This is a genomic window from Adhaeribacter arboris, assembly GCF_003023845.1.
Taxonomy (GTDB): domain Bacteria; phylum Bacteroidota; class Bacteroidia; order Cytophagales; family Hymenobacteraceae; genus Adhaeribacter; species Adhaeribacter arboris.
In genome coordinates, this window is sequence record NZ_PYFT01000001.1 from 3,018,365 (window position 1) to 3,042,594 (window position 24,230).

Consider the following 24,230-nt stretch of genomic DNA (forward strand, 5'->3'; position numbering starts at 1 on the left):
AATTTTTGATGCCAACAAATTCTTCGTTTTTTGAAAACGGAAGTTCGCTCTAGTTGCATTTAAGAAGGACATTTAAGCTCTGTTTTAAGTCCTGAGTTTGAAAAGAAAGAGATTGGGAAACAACTCCCCCGTAAAGTGCTTAGTTGGACTTTTCTCAATCAAAAAATCAAGGTAGAAGTGAGTACGTCACTCGATACCAGAGCGGAAGCTTTTTTATAGAAAAACTTACTGTCAGGGAGCGGGTAGTAACGGGAAAGCAAATTAAATTTATAATAACTTTTGATAACTACCTTGAACTAGTTCGTATATGCTAAAAACTACCTGCTTCCTTTTCTTGCTCTTGGTTAGTTATTCCTCGTGTTTTAGTCAAAAATTAATTGGCGGTACTGCGGTTACTCCCAGAATGCGGGTTATTATAGACAATGATTTTAGCGGCGACCCGGATGGATTGTTTCAATTAGCGCACCTTTTGTTATCACCTTCCGTAGAAACCCGGGCGATTATTGGTTCGCACTTGAAAGTGGGAGATGGTTTTGATCCTTCCAAAACCCAGGCTCAAAATGCGGCCAACCAAGCCAAAGAACTAGTAAAAGTAATGGGCTTAAAAAGCAACGTTCCGGTTATTGCCGGTTCCAACATGGCTATGCCCAACGATAGCACCCCGGTAAAAAGCGAAGCCGTAAATTTTATTATAAAAGAAGCCTTACGCACCGACACAAAATTGCCATTATACCTGCTTTGCGGCGCCGGGCTCACCGAAATTGCCTCGGCTGTTTTAACTGACCCGCAAATTGCCGATAAGCTTACCTTAATATGGATTGGCGGTCCGGAGTACCCCGATTTGGCAGTTCCCCCACCTAACTATTCTAACCCCGAATACAACCTTAATATTGATATAGCCGCGGCTAGAGTAGTATTTAACCAATCCACTATCCCCATCTGGCAAGTGCCCCGAAACACCTACCGGCAAGCGATATTACCTTATTCGCAACTACTTCTAAAAATAAAACCCCAAGGTAAAGTAGGCAGTTATTTAAGCGGTATACTAGAAAACTTAATGACCCGAATTCAAAAGTTTGTCAACATTGGTGAAACGTACATTCTGGGCGATAGTCCTTTGGTTTTACTTACGGCCCTGCAATCTTCTTTTGAGGCCGACCCTTCCTCGAGTACCTACGTTATGAAAATGGCACCGAAGATTAACCCACAAGGAGCTTATGATTTTAACCATAAAGGCCGCCCCATTAGAGTGTACACGCAATTAGATAGTAACCTTATGTTTAATGACTTTTTTGCCAAACTGGAATTGCTAAACCAATAAGCCCACTTGATTTACCCGCATAGAATCTGGAAAAAGGTAACAAAATTCCAGCATAGTGGAATCCATTCCGATGGACCTTATCTAAAGGTAAAAGAGTAATCCTAGCTACATAATTTAAATCAGCATAGGGTTCCTTCCGGGAGTATAAGAAATAAAAAAAGCCTTCCTGGTTAGGGAAGGCTCTCCACAAAAAACATTTTACTATACTTACTTATTCATCGGTATCTCGATGTCGATGTTGTTGAATTTGATTTTATCGTCTTCCAGCACCGCTTCTACTACCGCATCTTTCCGGATTTCGCCGGACAAGATGGCTTTCGACAACTCATTCAAAATACGGGTTTGCAACACGCGTTTTAGCGGACGAGCCCCAAACTGCGGATCGAAACCTTGTTCAGCCAGGTACTCGAGTACTTCCACGGTAGCCTCCAGACGAATACCGGCTTCGTTTAAGCGCTGCTGAATATGACGAAACTGAATTTCCACAATTTTGTAGATTTCATTCTGGCTCAATGGCCGGAACATAATCAGTTCATCAATTCGATTCAAAAATTCCGGCCGCACCGTTTTCTTCAGCAGTTCAAAAACTTCGTCTTTGGTGCGCTCAATTACATCCTCGCGGTTGTATTGGTTCAGTTCCGCAAAATTCTCCTGAATAATGTGCGCGCCAATATTCGACGTCATGATGATGATGGTGTTCTTAAAGTTTGCTACCCGACCTTTGTTATCGGTTAAACGGCCATCATCCAGCACCTGCAACAAGATGTTAAACACATCCGGATGCGCTTTTTCAATTTCATCCAACAATATTACCGAATAAGGCTTGCGACGTACCGCTTCCGTTAACTGACCACCTTCGTCGTAACCTACGTATCCCGGAGGCGCACCAATCAACCGGCTTACCGCATGGCGTTCTTGGTACTCGCTCATATCGATCCGGACCATGTTGTTCTCGTCGTTGAACAAGAAATCGGCTAACGCTTTGGCTAATTCAGTTTTACCCACCCCGGTAGTTCCCAGGAAGATAAACGAACCAATCGGGCGTTTGGGATCTTGTAAACCCGCCCGGCTCCGGCGTACCGCATCCGAAATAGCCGCTATGGCTTCTTCCTGACCAGCTACCCGTTTACCTAACTCTTCTTCCAGGTGCAATAGTTTTTCGCGGTCGCTTTGCAGCATTTTACTTACCGGAATTCCTGTCCATTTGGCTACTACTTCGGCAATATCTTCAGCCGTAACTTCTTCTTTCAGCATGGGGTTACCATCTTGGTTGGCTTCTACTTGCTGTTGCAGTTCTTTTAATTTCTGCTCGGCTTCGGTAATTTTACCGTAACGTAGCTCCGCTACCCGGCCGTAATCGCCTTGACGCTCGGCTTGGTCGGCTTCCAGTTTAAATTGCTCAATCAGCTCTTTTTGCTTCTGAATGCCTTCGATTACCTGCTTTTCGTTTTGCCATTTCGCTTTTAGGTCGTCACGTTTGCCGCTTAAATCCGCAATTTCGCGGGACAATACTGCTTCTTTATCTTTATCGTTTTCGCGCCGGATAGCTTCGCGTTCAATTTCCAGCTGCATAATGCGCCGCTGCAATTCGTCTAATTCAACCGGCAAAGAATCAATCTCGATGCGCAATTTAGCGGCGGCTTCGTCCATTAAGTCGATGGCTTTATCCGGCAGGAAACGGTCGGAAATATACCGGCTGGACAACTCCACCGACGCAATAATAGCATCGTCTTTAATGCGCACCCCGTGGTGCAATTCGTATTTATCTTTAATACCACGTAAGATCGAAATAGCATCCGGAATGCTGGGTTCATCCACCGTTACGGCCTGGAACCGGCGTTCTAAGGCTTTATCTTTCTCGATGTACTTTTGGTATTCTTTTAAAGTAGTGGCACCAATCGCGTGTAACTCACCGCGCGCTAATGCTGGTTTCAACAGGTTAGCCGCATCCATGGCGCTTTCACCGCCGCCACCCGCGCCAATCAAAGTATGCATCTCGTCGATGAAGAGAATAATTTCGCCTTCGGAATCGGTTACTTCTTTAATTACCGCTTTTAAACGTTCTTCAAACTCACCTTTGTATTTGGCCCCGGCTACGAGTAAACCCATATCCAGGCTCATCAAGGTTTTAGATTTCAGGTTTTCGGGCACATCGCCGGAAACAATACGCTGCGCTAAACCTTCTACAATTGCGGTTTTACCAACGCCGGGCTCTCCCAACAATACCGGGTTGTTTTTGGTACGCCGCGATAAAATTTGTAGCACTCGCCGGATTTCTTCGTCGCGGCCAATTACCGGGTCTATTTTACCGGACTGGGCCAGCTCGTTCAGGTTCTTGGAATATTTTTTAAGCGAATTATATTTTGTTTCGGCGTTTTGGTCGGTAACTTTCTCGCCGCCGCGCAGCTCTTTAATCACCGCTTTTAAATGTTTTTCATTAAAGCCAACGTCTTTTAACAAGGCAGCTACATTATCGCGACCCGCCAGAATACCTAACAAAATATGCTCGATGGCCACGTACTCATCCTTAAACTCTTTCAGGTAACTGGTAGCTTTTTGCAAAGCCGCCGCGGCATCATTACTTAAATAAGGGCTACCGCCGCTTACCTTCGGGTACTTCTCGACAATTTCGTCCAGCTTGGTGGTCAGAATATTCTGGTTCACGCCCAGCTTCTTTACCAGGAACGTAATTACGTTCTCGTCAGTCTGGAGAATGCCTTTTAGAATATGGCCGGTTTCCACGACCTGCTGCTGGTTACCACCCGCAATTTCGGTTGCTTTCTGGATGGCTTCCTGCGATTTTATGGTATAATTATTAAAGTTCATAGCTCTATTTTCCTACGCTCACAAGTTTTACCTCTTATTATCAAATTACTTTCCAAGGGCCATTTATGTTTAAATCCGGAAAAATTGTCCTAAAATTTTTAGCAAAATTTAGGGATTTAAGACATTTTGACTGCATCTTTCCGCCTAAAGGCACCTCCCCTAAAAACAGGGAAGGAGAGGCCGTTTATTGCATTAAAGGTCCGCAAAATACCGCAGATTGCGTTCCCGGAAATGAGGAGTAAAGGCAGCTTGTTAAATTAAAGGAAGTTGTTCCAGTTTAATAAATATTAGATATGCATGTTTGGGCTTTATCGACTAAATCTTTGAGAATTAATCCTCCGAAATTTTAAATTAGAATTACGTGTATAAATAAACCATAAGTCTAATCTACGCAGCTTAGACGGCCTCTCCTCCTCTGTTCTTAGGGGAGGTGCCTTTAGGCGGAGGGGTTACCCCATGGCAGATGAGCCAATAGCATAACCAATAAAAACCAAGGCGTAAATGGCCAAGATAACAAGGAGAAATATGCCCCAGAATTTAAAGAAAGACTTGAGCCGGGAAAAGGCATACGCTAAGTTAACCTCTTCGCCGTATAGAAGGGCGGCTTTGGTTTTGGTGGAAAATTGGTATAAATACAAAGTGGGAAAAAAGTAGAGAACCGCGAAAAACAGCAAATAGATGGTCATGATGACACTGGAACCACCGGGTATACTGGTAGGAGCGCCGGGAAAGTTTGCCATCATCGAACGCATAATGGCGCCAAAAGTAAAAGCCCCAATTACCATCAGGCCAATAAATACAAACCCGACAATGGCCAGGAATCTCGTCCATTTTGCCGTTAGAAGTAAATAATTCCGCATTTGAGCAGTTACCTGCAGCTCTGACCGAAGTGGTTCTAAACCACCTCCTGGCATCTGGTTATCCATTTCCATATTTTTTAACTTATTTGGTAAGCTACTAAAATTTCAGGAGGGTAATTTCTAAATTTTACACCTAAAGAGATTCATTTATCATTCGCTAATAACTAAAAATTTACGGAGCTAAAATGTAAAAAAGCTTTCGGATAGATAACCGAAAGCTTTTTAGTGTCATTATGCTGCAAAAGAAAGGTAAATTTTTTCTTATTGCGTTTTCTTGGTGCTTCTTTTTGGCTTAGGAGTAGGGGTTGAAGCTGCTTCTAAATTAGTAGCCGTTAAATCAGCGGCGGTTAAACCCGTTGCGGCAACGGTAGGATCTAAAGCACCGGTGGTGTCTAAATTTGTAGTGGTGGTACTTTTAATGTTTTTTTTCCGGGCAGTTGAAGCTGGAGCGGGTGTTTCTGTTACGGGTAAGCTGGCACTTTCGGGAGCTACCACCGGTGTGGTACTAGCTTTTTTAGACGAAGATTTCTTGGGTTTGGTGGTCTCTTCTGATTGTTTGTGCATGAGAGTAGCATTCAAGGCATCGGGCAAAATAGCACTTTGCGCCACCTGCAATTTGGCTTTAAAAGTAGGTATGGCGCGTTTGTCGCCGGCCATTAAAGCTTGGTAAGCAGTGGTGGCCACTTCTTCGGGAGTAGCCAGGTTGCCCTGGGCTATTTTACTGTCCTGGGCGCCTGCCACGTTAAAAAAGTTGGTATCGGTAGCCGGTGGGCACAGAATAGTAACGGTTACCGGCGAGTCTTTTAATTCTTCCTGCAAAGCTTCGCTGAAAGATAAAATAAAGGCCTTGGTAGCGCCATACACCGATTGTAATGGAGTAGGCGTAAACGAGGCGACGGAACCCACCTGCAATATTTTACCGGAACCCTGATTAAGCAGGTAAGGCAAAAACAATTTAGTAAGATGTACCAGCGAGATAATATTCAGGTGAATCATGGCTAATTCTTTTTGCAGATTCGATTCTGTGAAAAGACCATATTCCCCGAAACCAGCGTTGTTTACCAATACATTTACCTGCCAGCCTTGTTGCCGCACGTGATCGAACAGCCGGCTGGGGGCATCGTCTTTACTTAAATCTATCGCAATAGTATTTAACCGGACTCCGCTGAACTCACTTTGCAATTGCCAGGCCGCCTGGTCCAGTTTATCTACGTGGTGCGCTACCATAATAAGGTGGTAATTATTCCGGGCAAATAACCGCGCTAGTTCGTACCCAATGCCGCTGGAAGCGCCCGTAATTAAAACTGTTTGACTTTGTACCGTTTCCATAGTTAATATTTTATTTAAAGGGAAAAGCTCCCGGTACGAAGCCAGGAGCTTTTAGGTTTTACTCTTTTACGTTTTCTAATTGTTTCTTGGTTATTGCCGCATTCCATGAATCCGGCAAAGTAAGGCCTTGGGCGGCGTACATTTTGGCTACCAAGGTTGGCAATACGCGGGCATCGCCATTCATTAATCCTTTGTATCCTTCTTCGGCTACATCTACCGCCGATTGCACCTGCGAAGAATTCGCAATTTTGGTATTTTCCATGTGCGCTACTTCAAAAAAGTTGGTTTCAGTGGGCGGCGGACACAGAAGGGTTAACGAAATACCGGTATCTTTTAACTCTACTTGCAAAGCTTCGGTAAAAGAAAGAATAAAAGCTTTGGAGGCGGCGTAAACGGATAACAGCGGATGCGGAATAAACGAGGCCACCGAACCTAATTGCAGTATTTTACCTGAACCGCGTTTTACCATATCCTGAACAAAGAATTTAGTTAAGGACACCAGGGCAATTATATTCAGGTGAATAAGAGCGATTTCTTTCTCCAGGTCCGTTTCCAGGAAAGAGCCGCGTTCGCCGAAACCCGCATTGTTTATTAAAAAATCAATTTGCTGGCCACGTTGCTGCACTTGCTCGTACAATTGCTGCGCTGCGCCATCCTTACTTAAATCGCAGGCAATGGTATCGACCAGAACTTCCGGAAATTCCTGCTGAATTTTCTGGGCGGCATCGGTTAATTTATCGGGGTAATGTGCTGTCATGATAACGCCGTACCCATCGCGGGCAAAGCAGCGGGTAAGTTCAAAACCTATACCGCTGGAGGCTCCGGTTATTAAAGCTATTTTACTTTGTGTTGCATTCATAGTTTTTTAGAAATTTTAAGTTCACTGATTTTACCTTTACGGGATATTTGGCTCAGTGATTCCTTTTTTTGCCGGAAGATTTTCTCAAATAACACAAAATCAGCCTGCTGCCAGCCTCAAACAAGCCTAGCAAATCAATTAGAAAAGAAAACGTACCTGGAATAATTCAAATCCTCAGATGATCAGGTAACCCTGAAATGTTTTTCTAGCTTTTGAAAACTATTTTTTTAACGTATTAGCCATAGTTACCAGTACGGCTTACTTTATTGTAAATCTTGGAAATAGAAAGCTGCTAAATATTACCATAGAAGGTAGTTTTTGTCCCATAAAACAAGCTCCCACCTATTCTATCTTTGTATCATAAATAGGTACAATAAACCATTAAAACTATGACTAATTATAAGCAAGCTTGGATATATAGTGTAGCCACGGCAAAATGTCCGCGCTGCCGGGAAGGACGAATGTTTCCGGCAGGAACCTTGTATAGTCGTCGGTTCGCTGATATGAATACCCATTGTTCTTGCTGCAGCCAAAACTTTGAACCCGAACCAGGTTATTACTACGGCGCTATGTTTGTTAGCTACGCTTTTAGTACGGCTATTTTCCTGGCGGTAATTTTTGGTTTAAGTTTATTCGTGAAAGAAGTAACTACTACTATGGTTTTCATGACCATTCTGGTGATTGTAGTGGGTTTGCTGCCCGTTACTTTTCGTTTATCCCGGGCCTTATGGATTAATATTTTTATTCATTACGAAGGTCCCTGCCCCTCATTTGCAAAAAACAAGATAGGTGTAAACAGATTGAATAATGGCTGATTCTTCCGCTTTTTACTTTATTTAATATTGGTATATTTAGGCGGTACAAACTGCTTTTTATTTTATGCCGAATAATCCGTTACCACTGTACAATATTCAAGATTTTGGCAAAATAGACGCGACTCAAAAACCGGAATTTTACCTGAATCGTTTTGAAAAGCATTTACAGGAGCACGCTTTTATTCAACCGGCTCATAAACACGATTTTTTTATTATTCTCCTGGTTACTCAAGGTACCGGAACCCATACCATTGATTTTAAGTCGTATCCGGTAATTCCCCAAACAGTATTTTTCCTGAGCCCGGGGCAGGTGCATGCCTGGCAGTTATCTGATGAGTCGGCGGGTTATATTTTGTTCTTTAACCGGAATTTTATTTGCACCCAACCAGAACAAAAAGAAATTTATAGATTTCCTTTTTTTAATGGGTTGCTAAATAAGCCGCTGGTTTATCTGCCTGCTGAACAGCTATTACCCGTTACCAAAACAATAGAAAACATGGAGCAGGAGCATCGCCAACACGGGTTCCGGTGGCAAGATGCAGTTCGTAATTATTTAAACATTTTGTTAATCCGATTACACCGGGTTTATCAAATGCAACAGCCAGATCCGGAAACAACAATTAATCATCATTCTCTTTGGCAACAACTGGATAACTTAATAGAGCAACACTTTAAGCAACACCAACAGATAAGTTTTTACGCCGAACAGTTACATCTTACGGATAAACAATTAAACGAAGCCTGTAAAAGTACTTTCGGTAAAACTACTTCTGCGTTGCTACAAGACCGGATTATTTTAGAAGCAAGCCGTTTGTTAATTCATTCTTCGCTTACCATTACCCAAATTGCCGCCGAGTTAGGTTATTTTGATAATTCGTACTTCGGCCGGTTTTTTAAAAAACACACCGGTAAAACGCCGGAACAATTCCGCCAGACAGGTTAAGTAAGCGGCTAGTGCTTATTTTTAAACTTACGGCTCCCGAAAACTTATACCTTATACAGATTGGCTAAAAAACCAGGATAAGAATCGGATTGATTTGATTGCAGGCTCGTAACGTTTATTTCGGGTAGAATGTAATTAAGAACCTGATCCAGATTTTGTTTTTCCCGCTGGGTCTTGCTGAAAGCTTCCAAGCCAAACGTATAATATTCCTGCTGGTTCACTTTAATTTTCGTTAGCTCTACACCGCATCCCTCGTCCGGCCAGGCATCTTCCGAAGTTACAGAAAGCGTGTCGTTAGCCTCATTTAGGGAGTATTTTACCAATAAGCGTTCTTTCTCTACCCGCACCCAAAGATTTTCTTTTGTCTCCGCTAATGGCTGACTAAATTGTTCCAGTAAAGCTTTGTTTTCTGCATCCGTTTCTTTCAGCTCAAAACTGTACTTCACCCAATCATTGCCCAGGCCGGAGTTTGTGGAGGGAATGGTTACTACTCCCCTATCTTGCAGTAAAACTTTTACCTCTACTTTGCCTTCTCTAATTTTTACACTATGCGTTCTTAAATCGGCTTGCCGCAAATAAATATCCGCCCGGCCCCATTGCCCGGAGAAAAATTTTTGCTGCGCGTTAAACCACTTTTCGATGGTAGAAACTTCGGCTAGCGCATTAAAAAACCAGCGGATTTCGGAACTGTAAACCATATTTTTTTTAAAATCTTAAATAATCAAACCTGGTAAAATTAATTAACAACCAATAAGGCAATCTTGATAAATCTTAGACCTTAAAATCAACTAACCCGGAATCGGCTCTTTACTCGTTGGTAAATAGGTTTTTCGAATAAATAATAAATAAGGATGGCTATTGCCCAAAAAATTACAAAAAGCAGCAAAGCAGAATGGGTGTAGTTTATTTCGAGCCAGTTGCGCACCCACCCAATATGAATCAGATAAAAGGCGTAAGAGGCATTTCCTAATACTTTAAATAACCGGGTGCTTAAAATTTTACTCACAAGAGTTTTTTCCTGAATTAAGCCGGCTAACCAAATAAAACCGCTCACAGGCATGAATGCATGATGCAATACTAAACCAGGCCAGTTGTGAATGCCGGTAGTTAATGATAATAGGCAAGTACTAAGCACAAATAAAACTATTCCTCCATACGTAAGTGGCAAGCCAAATGGTAAAGGAAATGGCAAGTGTTTTTTGAACCTTACAACCTGAGCTAAGTACATCCCGGCAAAAAACTCGGGCGCTCGCCCAAAAAAAGTTTGCCAGGCCGTAAAAAGAATATCCGGCATAAAGCCCAAAATATTCCCATCAAGTTTAGTTAAAATAACACCCAGGCCCGTTAAAAGTAAACCCGCTGAAAAGGTAAAAACTAAAGTAAGTAGATAAGAAAATTTCCGGACCAATTGAAAAAGCAGCGGGGCCAGAGCATAAAAAGTAAGCTCTACCGTTAACGACCAAGCTTGCATTACGCCGGTAGAATTTAATTTCTTAAAAAAGCCCATGAGCAGGCTGACATGCAAGAAAAATTCGGGAACAGTAAATAACCATTGTGTGTATAATACGGCCAGAATTAGTCCGTAAACCGGCCACAAACGTAGTAACCGTATTGTTAAATACGCTCCATAAATTTGGATGGTAGGAAAGGAAGTTTGTTGATAGCGATGAGCAATCAGGAAGCCGCTGAGGACAAAGAAAAGGCTTACCCCAGTATGCAAGTTGGCTAAAAAAGGCGCGAGCAGTTCCGCCAGACCCGGCGAAAGTTTATCTTGAAAATGATACAAAAAAACCAGGGAAGCCGCCACCATGCGTAGACCCGTTAAAGCAGGAAAATACGTGGAGGTAGGCGGCACCGGCAAAGGTTTAATCATCGTCGCGGTCGCCGCGGCGGAGTTCCTGAACGGAGCGCATTACTTTTTCGCGCAAGGAATTCCGGTGTTTTTCTAACCGGTCGGCAATAGCGGCATTATACGTTCCTAAAATTTGCGCCGCCAATAAGCCGGCATTTTGAGCCCCGTTTAAGGCTACCGTTGCCACCGGAATTCCACTGGGCATTTGCAGGATAGATAACATAGAATCCCAGCCGTCTATTGAATTAGTTGATTTTATGGGTACTCCGATTACGGGAATGGTAGTTAAAGCGGCTACCATGCCGGGCAAATGCGCAGCGCCACCCGCACCAGCTATAATTACCCGCAAACCTCTTTTACGGGCATTTTCGGCGTATTCTACCATACGGTGGGGAGTGCGGTGCGCCGATACAATGGTTAGTTCAAACGGGACTCCCATTTGCTCTAATATTTCAGCCGCTAATTCCATAACTTTTAAATCAGACTGACTTCCCATAATAATGCCTACTAAGGGAGTTGTTTGGCTATTTCCGGATACCTCGGTCATGCTTTTACTTTTATCACTTCTTTAATACTAGTTGCTTTTTGGGTAGCCTCCGCTACCGTGCCAGCAGTAATGGTAACGTGCCCCATTTTGCGGGCCGGACGGGTAATTTTTTTTCCGTATAAATGAATGCTTACGCCCGGAACAGCCAAAGTTTCCTGCAAACCTTCGTATTTCGCCTCCCCGGAAAAGCCGGGTTCCCCGAGTAAATTAAGCATTACCGCCGCACTGTGTTCTTGCGGATTGCCTAAAGGTAAATTTAAAATAGCCCGTAAATGCTGCTCAAACTGCGACGTTAAATTAGCTTTAAAGGTATGATGCCCGCTATTATGCGGCCGGGGCGCTGCTTCATTTACCAAAATCTGGCCGTCTTTGGTCAGAAACATTTCTACGGCGAGTAAGCCTGTCATGTTAAAGGCCTGAATTACCTGCTCGGCAATTTCCTGGGCCTGTTGGCTTATTTCGGCGGAAATATTAGCCGGAGCAAATAAATAATCTACTAGGTTATGAACCGGATGAAAAACCAATTCTACCACCGGAAAGCAACTTACTTCCCCTTTTTCATTACGGGCTACCAGCACCGCTAGTTCTTTTTCGTAATCCACCAGTTTTTCCAGTACCGAAGGCGCTTCAAATCCTTTGGCAAAATCGGCGGAGCTGGCAATTCTGGTTACCCCGCGGCCGTCGTACCCCAAAGTCCGCAATTTCTGAAAAGCCGGGAGAAAATCTTCGTGCTCCGGTAATTCCATTTTATTCTGTAATAAACGGAATGCAGCGGTGGGGATGCCATGTTGCCGGTAAAACTCCTTTTGTAAACCTTTATCCTGAATAATTTTAATTACTTCCGGTTCCGGAAACACCCGTACTCCTTCTTGCTTTAAACGAAGCAGAGCCTCGGTATTTACGTGCTCAATTTCAATGGTAACCACATCGCATTTTTTTCCGAAAGTATAAACAGTATTATAATCCGCGAAGCTACCCACGTGAAATTCATTACACAACGATTTGCAGGGTGCTTCCGGATCCGGATCTAATATTAACGTGTATAAATTTAAATCAATCCCGGCTTGTAACAACATGCGGCCTAGTTGTCCGCCGCCCAAAATACCGAGTCTGGTTTCTCCGTGCATGCTAATTTTATCATTATTACCTGTATCAGGCAAAAGTAAGCAATTTAATTAAGTTGCCGAGGATGCCATAATCAGCCGTAAATTTAATTTGCATTTCCTTTTGGTTCCCGGTGGCTTTAGAAACTCTTTTTATCCGGCAGGTAAGAATAAAAAACTAGCGGGCAAAACACCCGTATGTGCCAAATAAGTAATACTATTGCTACTGGAACTTAAACTTACTGCCGCCAATGGAAATTTTACTGGCTACTTTTTCTGCTTTATTTTCCGTGGTAAACCCTTTTGGAGCAATGCCGGTTTTCCTCACGCTTACCCAAGACGATACCCCGGCCCGACGTCGGCAGCAAGCCCTAAAAGCTTGCTTTTACATGATTGGCATTTTAACCGTTTTTTTTCTGGCGGGTCAGTATATTCTTAACTTTTTTGGTTTACGTATTCACGATTTGCGCATTGCCGGCGGCATTATGATTTTAAAAGCCGGAGCCGATTTATTAACGACCAAATCCGATGCAGGTCGTAAAGTTTCGAAAGATGCGGTAGAGGAAAGCATTGCCAAACCGGATATTTCCTTTACCCCGCTGGCGATGCCGATGCTCTCGGGACCAGGAGCCATTGCTGTGAGTATTGGATTATTTACCAAATCGCTTTCGTACCTGGACATGGGATTAATTATTCTTGCTATAATTTTATTAGCTATTCCTACTTACTACATTTTAATATTTTCTCCTACGCTGATAAAAGTAATGGGGAAAGCCGGCCTCGAAGCTTTATCTAAAATTATGGGTTTTATTGTGCTTTCGCTCGGCGTTAATTTTATTACCTCGGCCCTCATTGCCTTGTTTAAATAGTCCATAGTCCACGGTTCACAGACCACAGTAGATGGTTTTCAGTTCATAGGTGATCGTTGCAAGACAATAGGTAATTCACAGTGTTTAAAAGAGAACGGATATATAGAAAATACTCACCCGAAAAGGCTAAATTATCTTATTAAACAACTAAAAACAGATTTTGCAGTTTGTTTTTAATAATCTGATAGCCCTTATTCATGAACCATGAACTATTATCCTCGGACCATTAACTAAAAACTATTAACCGTGGACTATGGACTGTCGACTATGGACTAATTGTATTACCTTTGCCGCATGGAGTTAAAGAATGATTTGATATTACGGGCCGCAACCGGCGAACCTACCGAGCGAACCCCCGTTTGGCTCATGCGGCAGGCCGGGCGGATTTTACCGGAATACCGCGCCGTTCGGAATAGTGTAAGCGGATTTAAAGAATTAGTAGAAACCCCGGAGTTAGCTTCCGAAGTAACCATCCAACCGGTTGATATTCTGGGAGTAGATGCCGCCATCATTTTTTCGGATATACTGGTAGTACCCGAAGCCATGGGCTGTATGTACGAAATGCTGGAACAACGCGGCCCCATCTTCCCCAAAACCATCCAGACGCCGGACGATGTTAAACAACTACGCGTAAACGAAGCGCATTACCAATTGCATTACGTATACGAAGCCATCCGGATAACCAAGCGGGCATTAAATGGCCGGGTACCCATTATTGGTTTTGCCGGGGCTCCCTGGACCATTTTGGCTTACATGGTAGAAGGCAGTGGGTCGAAAACGTTTTCTAAAGCCCGCAAACTCCTGTATACTTCGCCGGAAATGGCGCATACTTTACTCGATAAAATTACGACGGTAACCATTAATTATTTACAAGCCCAGGTAGAGGCCGGAGCAGCCATGCTGCAGATTTTCGACTCCTGGGCGGGAATTTTACCACCAGCGCACTACCGCGAATTTTCGACGAGATATATTGCCCGGATTTGCGAAGCCATAACAACGGTACCTATTACTGTTTTTGCCAAAGGTGCTTTTTTTGCTTTAGGAGATTTTGCCCAGTTAAACTGCCACACCATTGGTCTGGATTGGAACAGTAACATTGCCGATGCTCGTGCTACTATTGGCAATAATAAAACGCTGCAAGGCAATTTAGATCCTTGTGCTTTATACGGTTCCTTCGACAGCATTCGTCAGGAAACCATAGCCATGCTGCAAGCCTTTGGTCCGACCCGCCATATTGCTAACCTGGGCCACGGCGTTTATCCGGATACCGACCCCGAAAAAGTGAAATGCTTTGTAGAAACGGTAAAAGAATATACTAGTAAATTTAACGCACCGGTTACTATAACTTAAGTATTTAGGCTTAGTACGAGGAAGATTATTGCAACAAAACCATAAAATCCTGTAAACAAAAGAGCCGCTCTTGGGAGCGGCTCTTTTATTTAGTGAGTTAATCTTTTAAACAGAATCATCCTCTTCTTCCGTATCCGGATTCTCTTCGTTGTCTTCCTCTCCGGGCTGCTTCGGAATGGTAATACCGGCATCGTCGGCAATAGCCTCGAGTAGTTTATTTACTTCGGTAGCTTTTTCCGGTTCGTTTAATTTTTCAAACGAAACCGCTAAATTCCGCAGCGCTCTTTTTATAATATCCAGGTTAGAGCAAGGCTCATAAAAAATATCCACCGGATGTAAATTTAGCTGCAGAATATACGAATCGATATCGGCTTTCGACAGAATAAGCCCCCGGTTATACACATTAATGTAAAACTGGTATCCTTCCTTTTTATAGGTGAGAATAAATAAATTGGGCAAATTTACCCCGTATACCGGCATACCCAGCTTTTGCGCAATGGTTAAATAAATAACGCATAACGTTAAAGGATTGCCGCGTTGGGTTTCCAGAGCCAGGTGCAACATGGAATTAGCCGGCGAATGGAAATTTTTAGTATTTGCCGAAAACTTATATAACCGGAATAAAACATGATTGAGCGCCTTGATTTGATCGTAAGGGTGCATATCCGGTTTAATGTGCAGCCAGGCTTCGTAATAAATTTGATCCAGGGTTTTATTAATGGTTGCCAGATCGGCATCCGGGTATTGATAGGTATTCACCAGCCACATCCCTTCAATTAAACTTTGCGCTCCGGTTTTTTTCCAGTTAGCCAGCCTATTATAAACTGATTCATACTGTAGTTTATGAATCAAATCTTCAATCCGTTTCTGCACATCGGGGTTAATACTTTCTTCCCAGTGCTCTTCCAGAAAAGGAATTACAGGTTCACCCAGCGACACAATTTTATCTTCTACGTGTTCCGATATTTCCTGATCCTCATCGTCGAGTAATGATATTAAGGCTTTTATTTCTTGATTTGTCACGCTTTGTAAAATATGAATTGGAAATTATGAGTTAGAAATTAGAAATGAAATGTATCCCGTTTTCTAATTCTTAATTCGTCTTAACAAATTTAATTAAACGTTATGTTTCCTTTTTGTTGCTGTCTTTAAAACTTGATTTCAATTATTTGAAGTAAAAATAATTGAACAGTTACAAACAACTAATAATAAACACGTTAGGATAACTTAAAAAGTTAGAATTCCAAATTTTTAAGTTAGATTTTCAGGTTTGAATAATGCCCACGTTAAAAGGCTTTTCGATAGGAGCCTGGTTAGCGGCCGCAATTCCCATCGAAATTACCCGCCGGGTTTCCAAAGGGTCGATAATACCATCCACCCATAATCGGCCCGCCGCATAATATGGCGATAGTTGCTCGTTATAACTAGAGGTAATTTTCTCTAATAATTCTTTTTCCGCGGCGGGGGTAATTGTTTCTCCTTTGCTTTTTAAAGAAGCTACCTGAATTTGCAACAAGGTATTAGCCGCGGCAGCCCCGCTCATAACTGCAATTTGGGCAGTAGGCCAGGCAAAAATCAGCCGCGGATCATACGCTTTGCCGCACATAGCGTAATTACCTGCCCCATAAGAATTGCCAATAATAAAGGTAAACTTAGGTACTACCGAATTAGCCATGGCGTTCACCATTTTAGCGCCATCTTTAATAATGCCGCCATGCTCGGCTTTGCTGCCCACCATAAACCCGGAAACATCCTGCAGAAACACCAAGGGTATTTTTTTCTGGTTACAATTCATAATAAAGCGAGCCGCTTTGTCCGCTGAGTCGGAGTAAATAACACCCCCCATCTGCATTTCGCCTTTTTTAGACTTTACAATTTTACGCTGATTCGCTACAATACCCACAGCCCAACCATCTATCCGGGCCAAACCACAGATTAACGTCTGGCCGTATAATTCTTTATAAGGTTCAAAATCCGAGTTATCTACTAATCGCCGGATTATCTCTAGCATGTCGTAAGGCTTTACGCGATCGGCGGGAAGCAAACCGTATATTTCGGCTGCGTCTAATTTTGGCGAAGCGGGTGCGGCGCGGTTAAATCCGGCTTTGGGAGAATCGCCAATTTTATCTAAAATATTGCGGATAGCCTCCAGGCATTCCTGGTCCGACTGAAACTTATAATCGGTTACCCCGGAAATTTCGGTGTGCGTGGTAGCTCCGCCTAAAGTTTCGTTATCTACTGTTTCGCCAATCGCCGCTTTTACCAGGTACGAACCGGCTAAAAAAATGGAACCCGTCTGATCCACAATCATGGCTTCGTCGGACATAATCGGCAGATAAGCGCCGCCCGCCACGCAGCTACCCATAATGGCCGAAATCTGAATAATTCCCATGGCCGACATGACCGCATTGTTCCGGAAAATACGACCAAAATGTTCTTTATCCGGAAATATCTCGTCCTGCATGGGTAAATAAACGCCGGCACTATCTACCAAGTAAATAATGGGCAGCTTGTTTTCCATGGCTATTTCCTGGGCGCGCAAATTTTTCTTGGCGGTAATCGGGAACCAGGCCCCGGCTTTAACGGTAGCATCGTTGGCTACTACTACGCACTGCCGACCTTTTACGTAACCTAGTATTACCACTACGCCCGCGCTAGGGCAACCACCTTGCTCCAGGTACATATCTTCTCCGGCCAGAGCTCCTATTTCAACAAACTCCGTCTCCTCATCCAACAAGTACTTTACCCTTTCGCGGGCCGTAAGTTTGCCTTTGTCTCTTTGTGCCTCCTGGCGGCTGGCACCGCCACCCAGATATACTTTTTTCAGCCGGTTTTTCAGCTGGTACACCTGCTGTTTTAAAACATCTTCGTTTTTATGAAAGTCAATATCACGCTCCATAGATTTGGAAGGATATAAAAAATCCGCCTGAAGAGCGGATTTCTAAGTTTAAGGTTATGGGTTACAAGTTGCAGGTAAAATAAGTATTATAAAGATTTTCTATCCTAAAATTGTTAGACGTAAAACTTACAACTTACAAATTTTTACTTTTTATTTACTTCGCCTACTACGCCCGTATTTTCTACGGTGGTAGCATTGCGTACTTTATCCGCCGATTTTACATTATCCGCTTGTTTTACTTTGGTACCGCCACCAATTAACGAGAAATGCACGTATCGTTTTGGATTGGCCTTGAGATCTTGCAGCAAAGCATTTAAGCTTTCAGTAGAAGCATTCATGTTCCGGTACAAGGAATCGTCGTTCATTATTTTACCTAACGTACCGCTATCCTGGTTAAACTTTTTAATCATAGACTGAGCTTCTGCCACCGTGGCGTTTAATTGCCGCACGGTAGTATTAATAGGAGCTCTTTTTAAGGTATCCGTTATCTGGCTTAAGTTAGTGGCTAATTGACTGAATTTTTGCTCCGTGGTTTTAAGAGAAGAGGTTAAATCGGCTACGTTAGAAGTAATACGATTAATATTGCGTTGGTTAGCTACCATCAAATTCTTAACTGCTTCGGTAGTAGCCTGGGTATTTAAAATAGTGGCCTGAATGCTGCGTTTAGCATCTTCCCCAAAAAAAGCATTTAATTTAAGTAAGGTAGAATCAATGGTACCCAATACCGGCATAGCTTTCGCCGTCAGCATATCGGTAATACTTTTTTCTACGAAGGGGGTTAGGGTTTCGCCGCCGGTAAACTTTTTGGTATTAGGCCGCAGAAAGAAAGTAATCGCTTTTCCGCCCAATAAGTCGCTGTTCGATAAACTGGCAATAGTCGAATCGCCTACGGTTATATCATCATCCACCGCCAGAGTTACCCGGATTTTGTTATTCTTATCTTTCAGAATATACATATCCTTTACGGTACCTATTTTAACCCCGTTTAATACAATCGGCGCGGAAATGTTTAAGCCGTCAACGGTGTCATATTCAACGTAATAGGTGGTGTTAGACGAGAAAAAGTCGGTTCCTCGCAAAAAGGTATACCCAAAATACAGCATTACAATGGCAACAACGGCCAATAAGCCTACTTTTATTTCTTTCGAGAATTTCACGCAGTGTAGATTAGTTTGAATTAGTTCATGGCTTCGAGCTCTTGTTTGTATTCTTTAAAAGCCCGGTATATGCCTGATGCAATATACGATTGCCCCAATTTATCGTTCAGATATTTTTCTTCCGCCGGATTGGTTAAGAACCCGGTCTCTATTAATACGCTAGGCATAGCCGATTTCCAGAGGACAATAAGCCCGGCTTGCTTTACCCCCCGGCTTTTCCGGCTTACTTTATTTACAAACTGGTGTTCTACTTTTTGAGCAAAACGCAAGCTGTTATCCATGTAAGCGCTTTGGCGCAGCGACAATAAAATATGGCTTTGCGGCGAATTCGGATCAAAACCGTCGTAATTTTCTTGGTAGCCTTCTTCTTTTAAAATAACTGAATTTTCGCGTTTCGCTACTTTTAAATTGGCTTCGGAAGTATGCAGTCCCATGGTAAAGGTTTCGGTACCATAAGCCACCGCAGGCCCGGAGTTACAATGGATAGATATAAACAGGTCGGCGTTGTTTTTGTTTGCAATGCCGGCACGATCTATTAGTTCTACAAACACATTAGACTTACGGGTATACACTACTTTTACGTCCGGCAAGTTTTCTTCAATTTGGTCCCCCAATTCCAGGGCCACTTTTAAGGCTACGTCTTTTTCTTTCGAAAAGCGGCCGCTACACCCATTATCGTGGGCACCGTGGCCGGCATCGATTACTACGGTACGCACTCGGTTATCGCGGCGGGGAGCATTGGTACTAAATCCGGAAAAAACAAAAATAAGAGCGGGCAGCAAAAACAAAACAATATTTCTCACGACTTACGTTACATTAAAGCTAATGATATTACCTTTACAAAAATATATAAAAAGATAGTTAATTCTGAATCGTTTCCCACACATTTTGCGGCTATTCTTAATCTTACTGGTTTCTTTAACCGGGTGGGTGAGCGCCTGGGCGCAACAAACGCCGAGCCGGACAACCACACCTCAAACCCCGGAAATTACTATTGATACAGCTTCTATAAAACAAGATTCCATTAAAGGCGATATTACTACTACCATTAAATATACCGCTAAGGACTCTATCGTTTTAAACGTACAAAACAAGTTGGTTAATATGTACAACGATGCCAATATTGAATATGGCACCATGTCGTTAAAGGCGCATACCACCCAACTGGACTACAAAACCAACTTAGTAAATGCTATTGGCACCAAGGACTCTACGGGTAAAGCAATGGGGACACCGGTTTTTAAAGATGATGCCGAAGCGTATGAGGCCGAACAGATTACCTATAATTTTAAAACTAAAAAAGGTAAAATCCGCAATGTAGTTACTCGGCAAGGCGAAGGCTTTCTGCACGCCGAAGTAGTAAAAAAGACCCAAGGTGATGCCATGTATGGTATAAATTCCAAGTACACTACCTGCGATTTACCGCACCCGCATTTTTACATTAATTCCAGTAAGATGAAAGCTATTCCGGGCAAAAAGATTTTTACCGGACCTTTTAACTTGGTTTTCGGAGATATTCCTACTCCGTTAGGGTTTTTATTTGGTTATTTCCCGACGCCTAAAAAGCGAAGTTCGGGTTTAATTATTCCTACTTTCGGCGAAGCGCGGCAACGCGGCTTTTACCTGCGCAATGGGGGTTACTATTTTGTTTTAAACGAAAACATTGACATGCGTTTAACCGGCGATATTTACTCGCTGGGAAGTTACGGCGCCCAGTTACAATCGATGTACCTGAAGCGTTATAGATACCGCGGCAACGTCAGCATGAGCTTTAGCGCTAATAAAAACCCTACTACCGCGGCTAATGAAGCGACCCTTGGCCCCGGCAACTTTAACCGGGTAGAACCTAAATCTTTCTGGATTAGCGCCAGTCACACGCCCACTACTTTGCGGCCCGGGGGCAAATGGTCGGCGAGTGTAAATGCCGGTACGCAGTTTTACAACCGCCAAAACCGGTACGATAATCCGGCTTTAGCCCTCAATAACACATTTAGCTCCAGTGTACAGTACCAATTTGCGAAACCTACCTCGCCCGTTACTTTTACAACTTCTGCCTTGCACAACATGAATACATCCACGGGAGTGCATAATTTTACCTTGCCAGATGCTAGTTTTACCGTAAACCGCCAAACTCCGCTCCGGTGGTTTAAGGAAACAGGGACCGGTACTTGGTTTGATGATATAGCCATTAGCTACAGCGGTAATGTGCGCAACTTAATTTCCACGCAGTTGAATCGTAGTTCGCTCAGCGGGGCTTCTAATTTGGTGGGAGGTATTCCTTCCGATACTATCTTAAAGCTAAACGGGAAAAATTTCCGTCGTATTCTGGCCAACGCCGATTATGGCATTCAGCATTCGTTACCCATATCCATGAATAGTATCCGGGTATTTAAGTATTTTCAGCTATCACCTGGTTTGAGCTATAATGAAACTTGGTTTTTCAAGAAATTTAATTACAACTACGTTAAAGATTTAAACGCCGTAAAAATAGATACTACCAAAGGTTTTTACCGGGCATATTCTTATTCGGCCAGTGCCAGCATGAGTACGCGTATTTACGGTACGTACATTATTAAAGGAAAAAAAATAGAGGCGATCCGTCATTTAATGACGCCTAACATCAGTTATTCGTATAATCCGGATTTCTCAAATAAATATACTCAGGCTATACAGGTGGGTCGGCCGGATATCGAAAATAATATTCCAATTTATTATTTACCTATTTACCGTAATCTTTATGGCGCTCCCACTACGTTAAGGCAAAGTAACATGAACTTTAGCTTAACGAACAACGTGGAAATGAAGGTAAAAAGTAAATCGGATACCGCCAGCACCTTCGAGAAAGTTAGTTTAATTGATAACCTGGGACTTACTTCCGGTTATAATTTCGCGGCCGATTCGTTTGCCTTGCAAAACATTAATATTCAGTTCCGGACTTTGTTATTTAAAAAATTAAACCTGTTCTCGAATGCTGTATTTGATCCATACCAAATTACTACCACGGGTCGGCGAATAAATAAATACAGTTTAAGCGAAGGTAAATTGGCGCGTCTGGTTAATGCCAACTTAAACATGTCGTTGGAGTTGAACCCGGAAGCACTAAATAAACAACAACAGTCGAAAGAAGCTCCCCGTACCAACTCACCATCGCTGGAAACAAATCAGAACCTGGTAGCGGAGTACGTTGATTTTAAAATTCCCTGGACCTTAAGCTTAACTTTTACGGGTTCTTATTTTAATAATCCTCAGCCTAGCATTAAAGATCAGATTTCTAAATCGCTGCAAGTAGATGGATCGGTTAATTTGACGGAAAAATGGAAAATTACGTACAGCAGTGGTTACGATTTTCAGTTTAAACAAATGACCTATACCAGCTTAAATATTTACCGCGACTTGCATTGCTGGGAAATGAGCATTTCGTGGGTGCCATTTGGTCAATATCAATCTTACTCCATTAATATTAACGCCCGTTCTTCTATTCTGCGCGATTTAAAACTGAGCCGTAACCGGGGCATTAATTGGCGCTAGAAGGGCAGGAATTATGAATTAGAAATTAATAATTAGAAATTAAGACTTAATATTACGCCTCTTTTACTATCTATAGGAGAGGCGTTTTTATTCTGCTTACATTTTACGGTAGAATGCGTAAGAAACATACTTTAAAACAATTCTTTTTTTAAGGAAAATTCTAATTCATTATTTCTAATTTCCCTACTCATGTCCGTTCATAAAAAAGAAGTTAAATTAATTACCACGCACCAGTTGCAAGCCATGAAGGAGCGCGGCGAAAAGATATCGATGCTTACGGCTTACGACTTTTCGATGGCTACTATTTTGGACGGGGCCGGCATTGACGTCTTGCTGGTCGGGGATTCGGCTTCTAACGTAATGGCTGGCCATACTACTACTTTGCCCATTACTTTAGACCAGATGATTTATCACGCTTCTTCGGTAGTTCGCGGAGTGAAACGGGCATTTGTGGTCGTTGATTTACCGTTTGGCTCTTATCAAGGTAATTCGTCGGAGGCATTGCGTTCCGCTATCCGCATCATGAAGGAATCCGGCGCGCATGGCATCAAGGTAGAAGGCGGCGGTGAAATAAAGGAATCAGTAGTGCGGATTTTAAGCGCCGGCGTACCGGTAATGGGACATCTGGGTTTAACACCGCAATCGATTTATAAATTTGGTACGTACACCGTTAGGGCAAAAGAAGAACAAGAAGCAAATAAGTTATTAGAAGATGCCTTACTGCTTGAGGAAATAGGATGTTTTGCGCTGGTACTCGAAAAAATACCTTCGGAACTGGCCCGCAAAGTAGCCGAAGGTTTACGAATTCCGGTAATTGGAATTGGAGCTGGTCCCCACGTAGATGGTCAGGTACTGGTCTCCCACGATTTATTAGGTATTACCAAGGAATTTAAACCCCGATTTCTCCGCCGCTACGCCGATCTCCACGATATCATGACCAAAGCCGTCCGTAATTACATTCACGACGTAAAATCCCGGGATTTCCCTACCTCGGAGGAAGCGTATTAGTTGCAGGTTACAAGTTAGAAAGTTGGTTTAATTTTATACAATTATCCTCCATTTAACAGTTCAACAATAAATTCCATGGTCTATCGAGTATGGCTTACGGACTAATAATCATGACGGATTTTGGGCGGTTAGTAGTGTACGAAGACAATCATATAATTGTAGTAAACAAGCCGGCTGGTCTATTAGTACAAGGTGACGAAACCGGTGATGTTCCTTTATCGGAACTCGTAAAACATTATTTAAAAGAAAAATACCAGAAAACGGGTAACGTGTTTGCTGGGGTGGTACACCGCCTCGACCGGCCAGTAAGTGGGGTGGTTCTATTAGCCAAAACATCTAAAGCCTTAACCCGATTGAATGAAATGTTCCGAAGTAACAAAATTCAAAAAACTTATTTAGCTATAACTGCTCGCCAGCCCATATTGGAGCAGGCTCGCTTAATCCATTGGCTAACCAAAGACGAAAACCGTAATATTTCTAAAGCCCACACGAAAGAAGTACCCAAGAGCTTACGGGCTGAGTTAAGTTATCGGGTAATTGCCCAAACGCAAGATTATTATTGGCTGCAAGTAAACCCAATAACGGGTCGGCCCCACCAAATAAGAGTGCAGCTAGCTACCCAAAAAAGCCCGATAGTGGGTGATGTAAAATATGGCGCTCCGGCTCTGCTGCCCGATAAAAGTATTTGCCTGCACGCCTATAGCCTGGAATTTATTCATCCTATCCGCCAGGAAAAGATGTTTGTGCGAGCTTTACCACCCGAAATTCCCCCCTGGAGTTTATTTAAAAAGGTATTGCCAGATGCGCTATCCTAATTATGATTTTAATCATTTAATACACAATTTTCTATTAAAATTTTAAAAATTAATTTTCGGTGTTGTAGCTTTGTGAACTTAATAGTCCCAGAACTGTTTAAAACTTAACCTAACTATTATTGTTTTACCCCTATATCATCCTTTAATTT

Annotated in this window: 20 protein-coding genes; 8 read left to right on the forward strand and 12 right to left on the reverse strand. The window is 42.7% G+C overall.

Annotation, left to right across the window (positions count from 1 at the left end; all coding sequences use genetic code 11):
• Positions 1-307: 307 nt before the first annotated feature.
• Complete coding sequence (locus AHMF7605_RS12505; RefSeq protein WP_106929810.1) at positions 308-1,321, forward strand: nucleoside hydrolase; 1,014 nt, start codon at positions 308-310, stop codon at positions 1,319-1,321.
• 207 nt (positions 1,322-1,528) lie between these two features.
• Here AHMF7605_RS12505 and clpB read toward each other — a convergent pair whose 3' ends face one another.
• From clpB to AHMF7605_RS12525, 4 genes are all read right to left on the reverse strand, one after another.
• Positions 1,529-4,147 (reverse strand): ATP-dependent chaperone ClpB, encoded by a 2,619-nt coding sequence (gene clpB / locus AHMF7605_RS12510; protein WP_106929812.1) that lies wholly within the window; start codon positions 4,145-4,147, stop codon positions 1,529-1,531.
• Between the two features lie 449 nt (positions 4,148-4,596).
• Positions 4,597-5,079, reverse strand: coding sequence for a DUF5362 family protein (locus tag AHMF7605_RS12515; RefSeq protein WP_106929814.1), 483 nt, complete (start codon positions 5,077-5,079; stop codon positions 4,597-4,599).
• Between the two features lie 189 nt (positions 5,080-5,268).
• Positions 5,269-6,336, reverse strand: coding sequence for an SDR family NAD(P)-dependent oxidoreductase (locus tag AHMF7605_RS12520; protein WP_106929816.1), 1,068 nt, complete (start codon positions 6,334-6,336; stop codon positions 5,269-5,271).
• A 58-nt stretch (positions 6,337-6,394) separates the two neighbouring features.
• The gene (locus tag AHMF7605_RS12525; protein ID WP_106929818.1) at positions 6,395-7,195 is read right to left on the reverse strand and encodes an SDR family NAD(P)-dependent oxidoreductase; all 801 of its coding nucleotides are present in this window, start codon (positions 7,193-7,195) and stop codon (positions 6,395-6,397) included.
• Between the two features lie 389 nt (positions 7,196-7,584).
• Here AHMF7605_RS12525 and AHMF7605_RS12530 point away from each other — a divergent pair, with 389 nt between their 5' ends.
• Both AHMF7605_RS12530 and AHMF7605_RS12535 read left to right on the forward strand, forming a co-directional pair.
• The gene (locus tag AHMF7605_RS12530) at positions 7,585-8,010 is read left to right on the forward strand and encodes a DUF983 domain-containing protein (RefSeq protein WP_233219028.1); all 426 of its coding nucleotides are present in this window, start codon (positions 7,585-7,587) and stop codon (positions 8,008-8,010) included.
• Between the two features lie 64 nt (positions 8,011-8,074).
• Positions 8,075-8,953: an AraC family transcriptional regulator gene (locus AHMF7605_RS12535; RefSeq protein WP_106929820.1), complete on the forward strand. Its 879-nt coding sequence runs from the start codon at positions 8,075-8,077 to the stop codon at positions 8,951-8,953.
• 44 nt (positions 8,954-8,997) lie between these two features.
• On the opposite strand, the gene AHMF7605_RS12540 is transcribed toward AHMF7605_RS12535, so the two are convergent.
• From AHMF7605_RS12540 to AHMF7605_RS12555, 4 genes are all read right to left on the reverse strand, one after another.
• Positions 8,998-9,651 carry a hypothetical protein gene (locus tag AHMF7605_RS12540; protein ID WP_106929822.1) on the reverse strand — a complete coding sequence of 218 codons (654 nt, stop codon included), beginning with the start codon at positions 9,649-9,651 and terminating at the stop codon, positions 8,998-9,000.
• Between the two features lie 86 nt (positions 9,652-9,737).
• Complete coding sequence (locus AHMF7605_RS12545) at positions 9,738-10,826, reverse strand: acyltransferase family protein (protein ID WP_106929824.1); 1,089 nt, start codon at positions 10,824-10,826, stop codon at positions 9,738-9,740.
• Positions 10,819-11,352: a 5-(carboxyamino)imidazole ribonucleotide mutase gene (gene purE, locus AHMF7605_RS12550; protein WP_106929826.1), complete on the reverse strand. Its 534-nt coding sequence runs from the start codon at positions 11,350-11,352 to the stop codon at positions 10,819-10,821. Before purE ends, AHMF7605_RS12545 begins: the two co-directional genes overlap by 8 nt.
• Positions 11,349-12,479, reverse strand: coding sequence for a 5-(carboxyamino)imidazole ribonucleotide synthase (locus AHMF7605_RS12555; protein WP_106933449.1), 1,131 nt, complete (start codon positions 12,477-12,479; stop codon positions 11,349-11,351). The genes purE and AHMF7605_RS12555 overlap by 4 nt, the downstream gene beginning before the upstream one ends.
• Positions 12,480-12,706: 227 nt before the next feature.
• Between AHMF7605_RS12555 and AHMF7605_RS12560 the strand changes: the two genes are divergently transcribed.
• Together AHMF7605_RS12560 and hemE are read left to right on the forward strand one after the other, a co-directional pair.
• Positions 12,707-13,324, forward strand: coding sequence for a MarC family protein (locus AHMF7605_RS12560; protein ID WP_106929828.1), 618 nt, complete (start codon positions 12,707-12,709; stop codon positions 13,322-13,324).
• Positions 13,325-13,618: 294 nt separating this feature from the next.
• A complete protein-coding gene (hemE, locus tag AHMF7605_RS12565; RefSeq protein WP_106929830.1) occupies positions 13,619-14,674 on the forward strand; it encodes a uroporphyrinogen decarboxylase in 1,056 nt (351 codons plus the stop codon).
• Between the two features lie 105 nt (positions 14,675-14,779).
• On the opposite strand, the gene AHMF7605_RS12570 is transcribed toward hemE, so the two are convergent.
• The 4 genes from AHMF7605_RS12570 to AHMF7605_RS12585 form a co-directional block, all read right to left on the reverse strand.
• Positions 14,780-15,697, reverse strand: coding sequence for a transglutaminase-like domain-containing protein (locus AHMF7605_RS12570; RefSeq protein ID WP_106929832.1), 918 nt, complete (start codon positions 15,695-15,697; stop codon positions 14,780-14,782).
• A gap of 241 nt (positions 15,698-15,938) precedes the next feature.
• Complete coding sequence (locus tag AHMF7605_RS12575) at positions 15,939-17,573, reverse strand: acyl-CoA carboxylase subunit beta (RefSeq protein WP_106929833.1); 1,635 nt, start codon at positions 17,571-17,573, stop codon at positions 15,939-15,941.
• A 143-nt stretch (positions 17,574-17,716) separates the two neighbouring features.
• Positions 17,717-18,730 (reverse strand): MlaD family protein, encoded by a 1,014-nt coding sequence (locus AHMF7605_RS12580; RefSeq protein WP_106929835.1) that lies wholly within the window; start codon positions 18,728-18,730, stop codon positions 17,717-17,719.
• 20 nt (positions 18,731-18,750) lie between these two features.
• Complete coding sequence (locus AHMF7605_RS12585) at positions 18,751-19,533, reverse strand: N-acetylmuramoyl-L-alanine amidase family protein (RefSeq protein WP_106929837.1); 783 nt, start codon at positions 19,531-19,533, stop codon at positions 18,751-18,753.
• 85 nt (positions 19,534-19,618) lie between these two features.
• Here AHMF7605_RS12585 and AHMF7605_RS12590 point away from each other — a divergent pair, with 85 nt between their 5' ends.
• The 3 genes from AHMF7605_RS12590 to AHMF7605_RS12600 all read left to right on the forward strand — a co-directional run bounded on the left by AHMF7605_RS12590 (position 19,619) and on the right by AHMF7605_RS12600 (position 24,081).
• The gene (locus tag AHMF7605_RS12590) at positions 19,619-22,258 is read left to right on the forward strand and encodes a putative LPS assembly protein LptD (protein WP_106929839.1); all 2,640 of its coding nucleotides are present in this window, start codon (positions 19,619-19,621) and stop codon (positions 22,256-22,258) included.
• Positions 22,259-22,447: 189 nt separating this feature from the next.
• Positions 22,448-23,266, forward strand: a complete 819-nt coding sequence (panB, locus tag AHMF7605_RS12595) for a 3-methyl-2-oxobutanoate hydroxymethyltransferase (RefSeq protein ID WP_106929841.1) — start codon at positions 22,448-22,450, stop codon at positions 23,264-23,266.
• An 89-nt stretch (positions 23,267-23,355) separates the two neighbouring features.
• Positions 23,356-24,081: an RluA family pseudouridine synthase gene (locus AHMF7605_RS12600; RefSeq protein WP_233219029.1), complete on the forward strand. Its 726-nt coding sequence runs from the start codon at positions 23,356-23,358 to the stop codon at positions 24,079-24,081.
• The last annotated feature ends 149 nt before the right edge of the window (positions 24,082-24,230 follow it).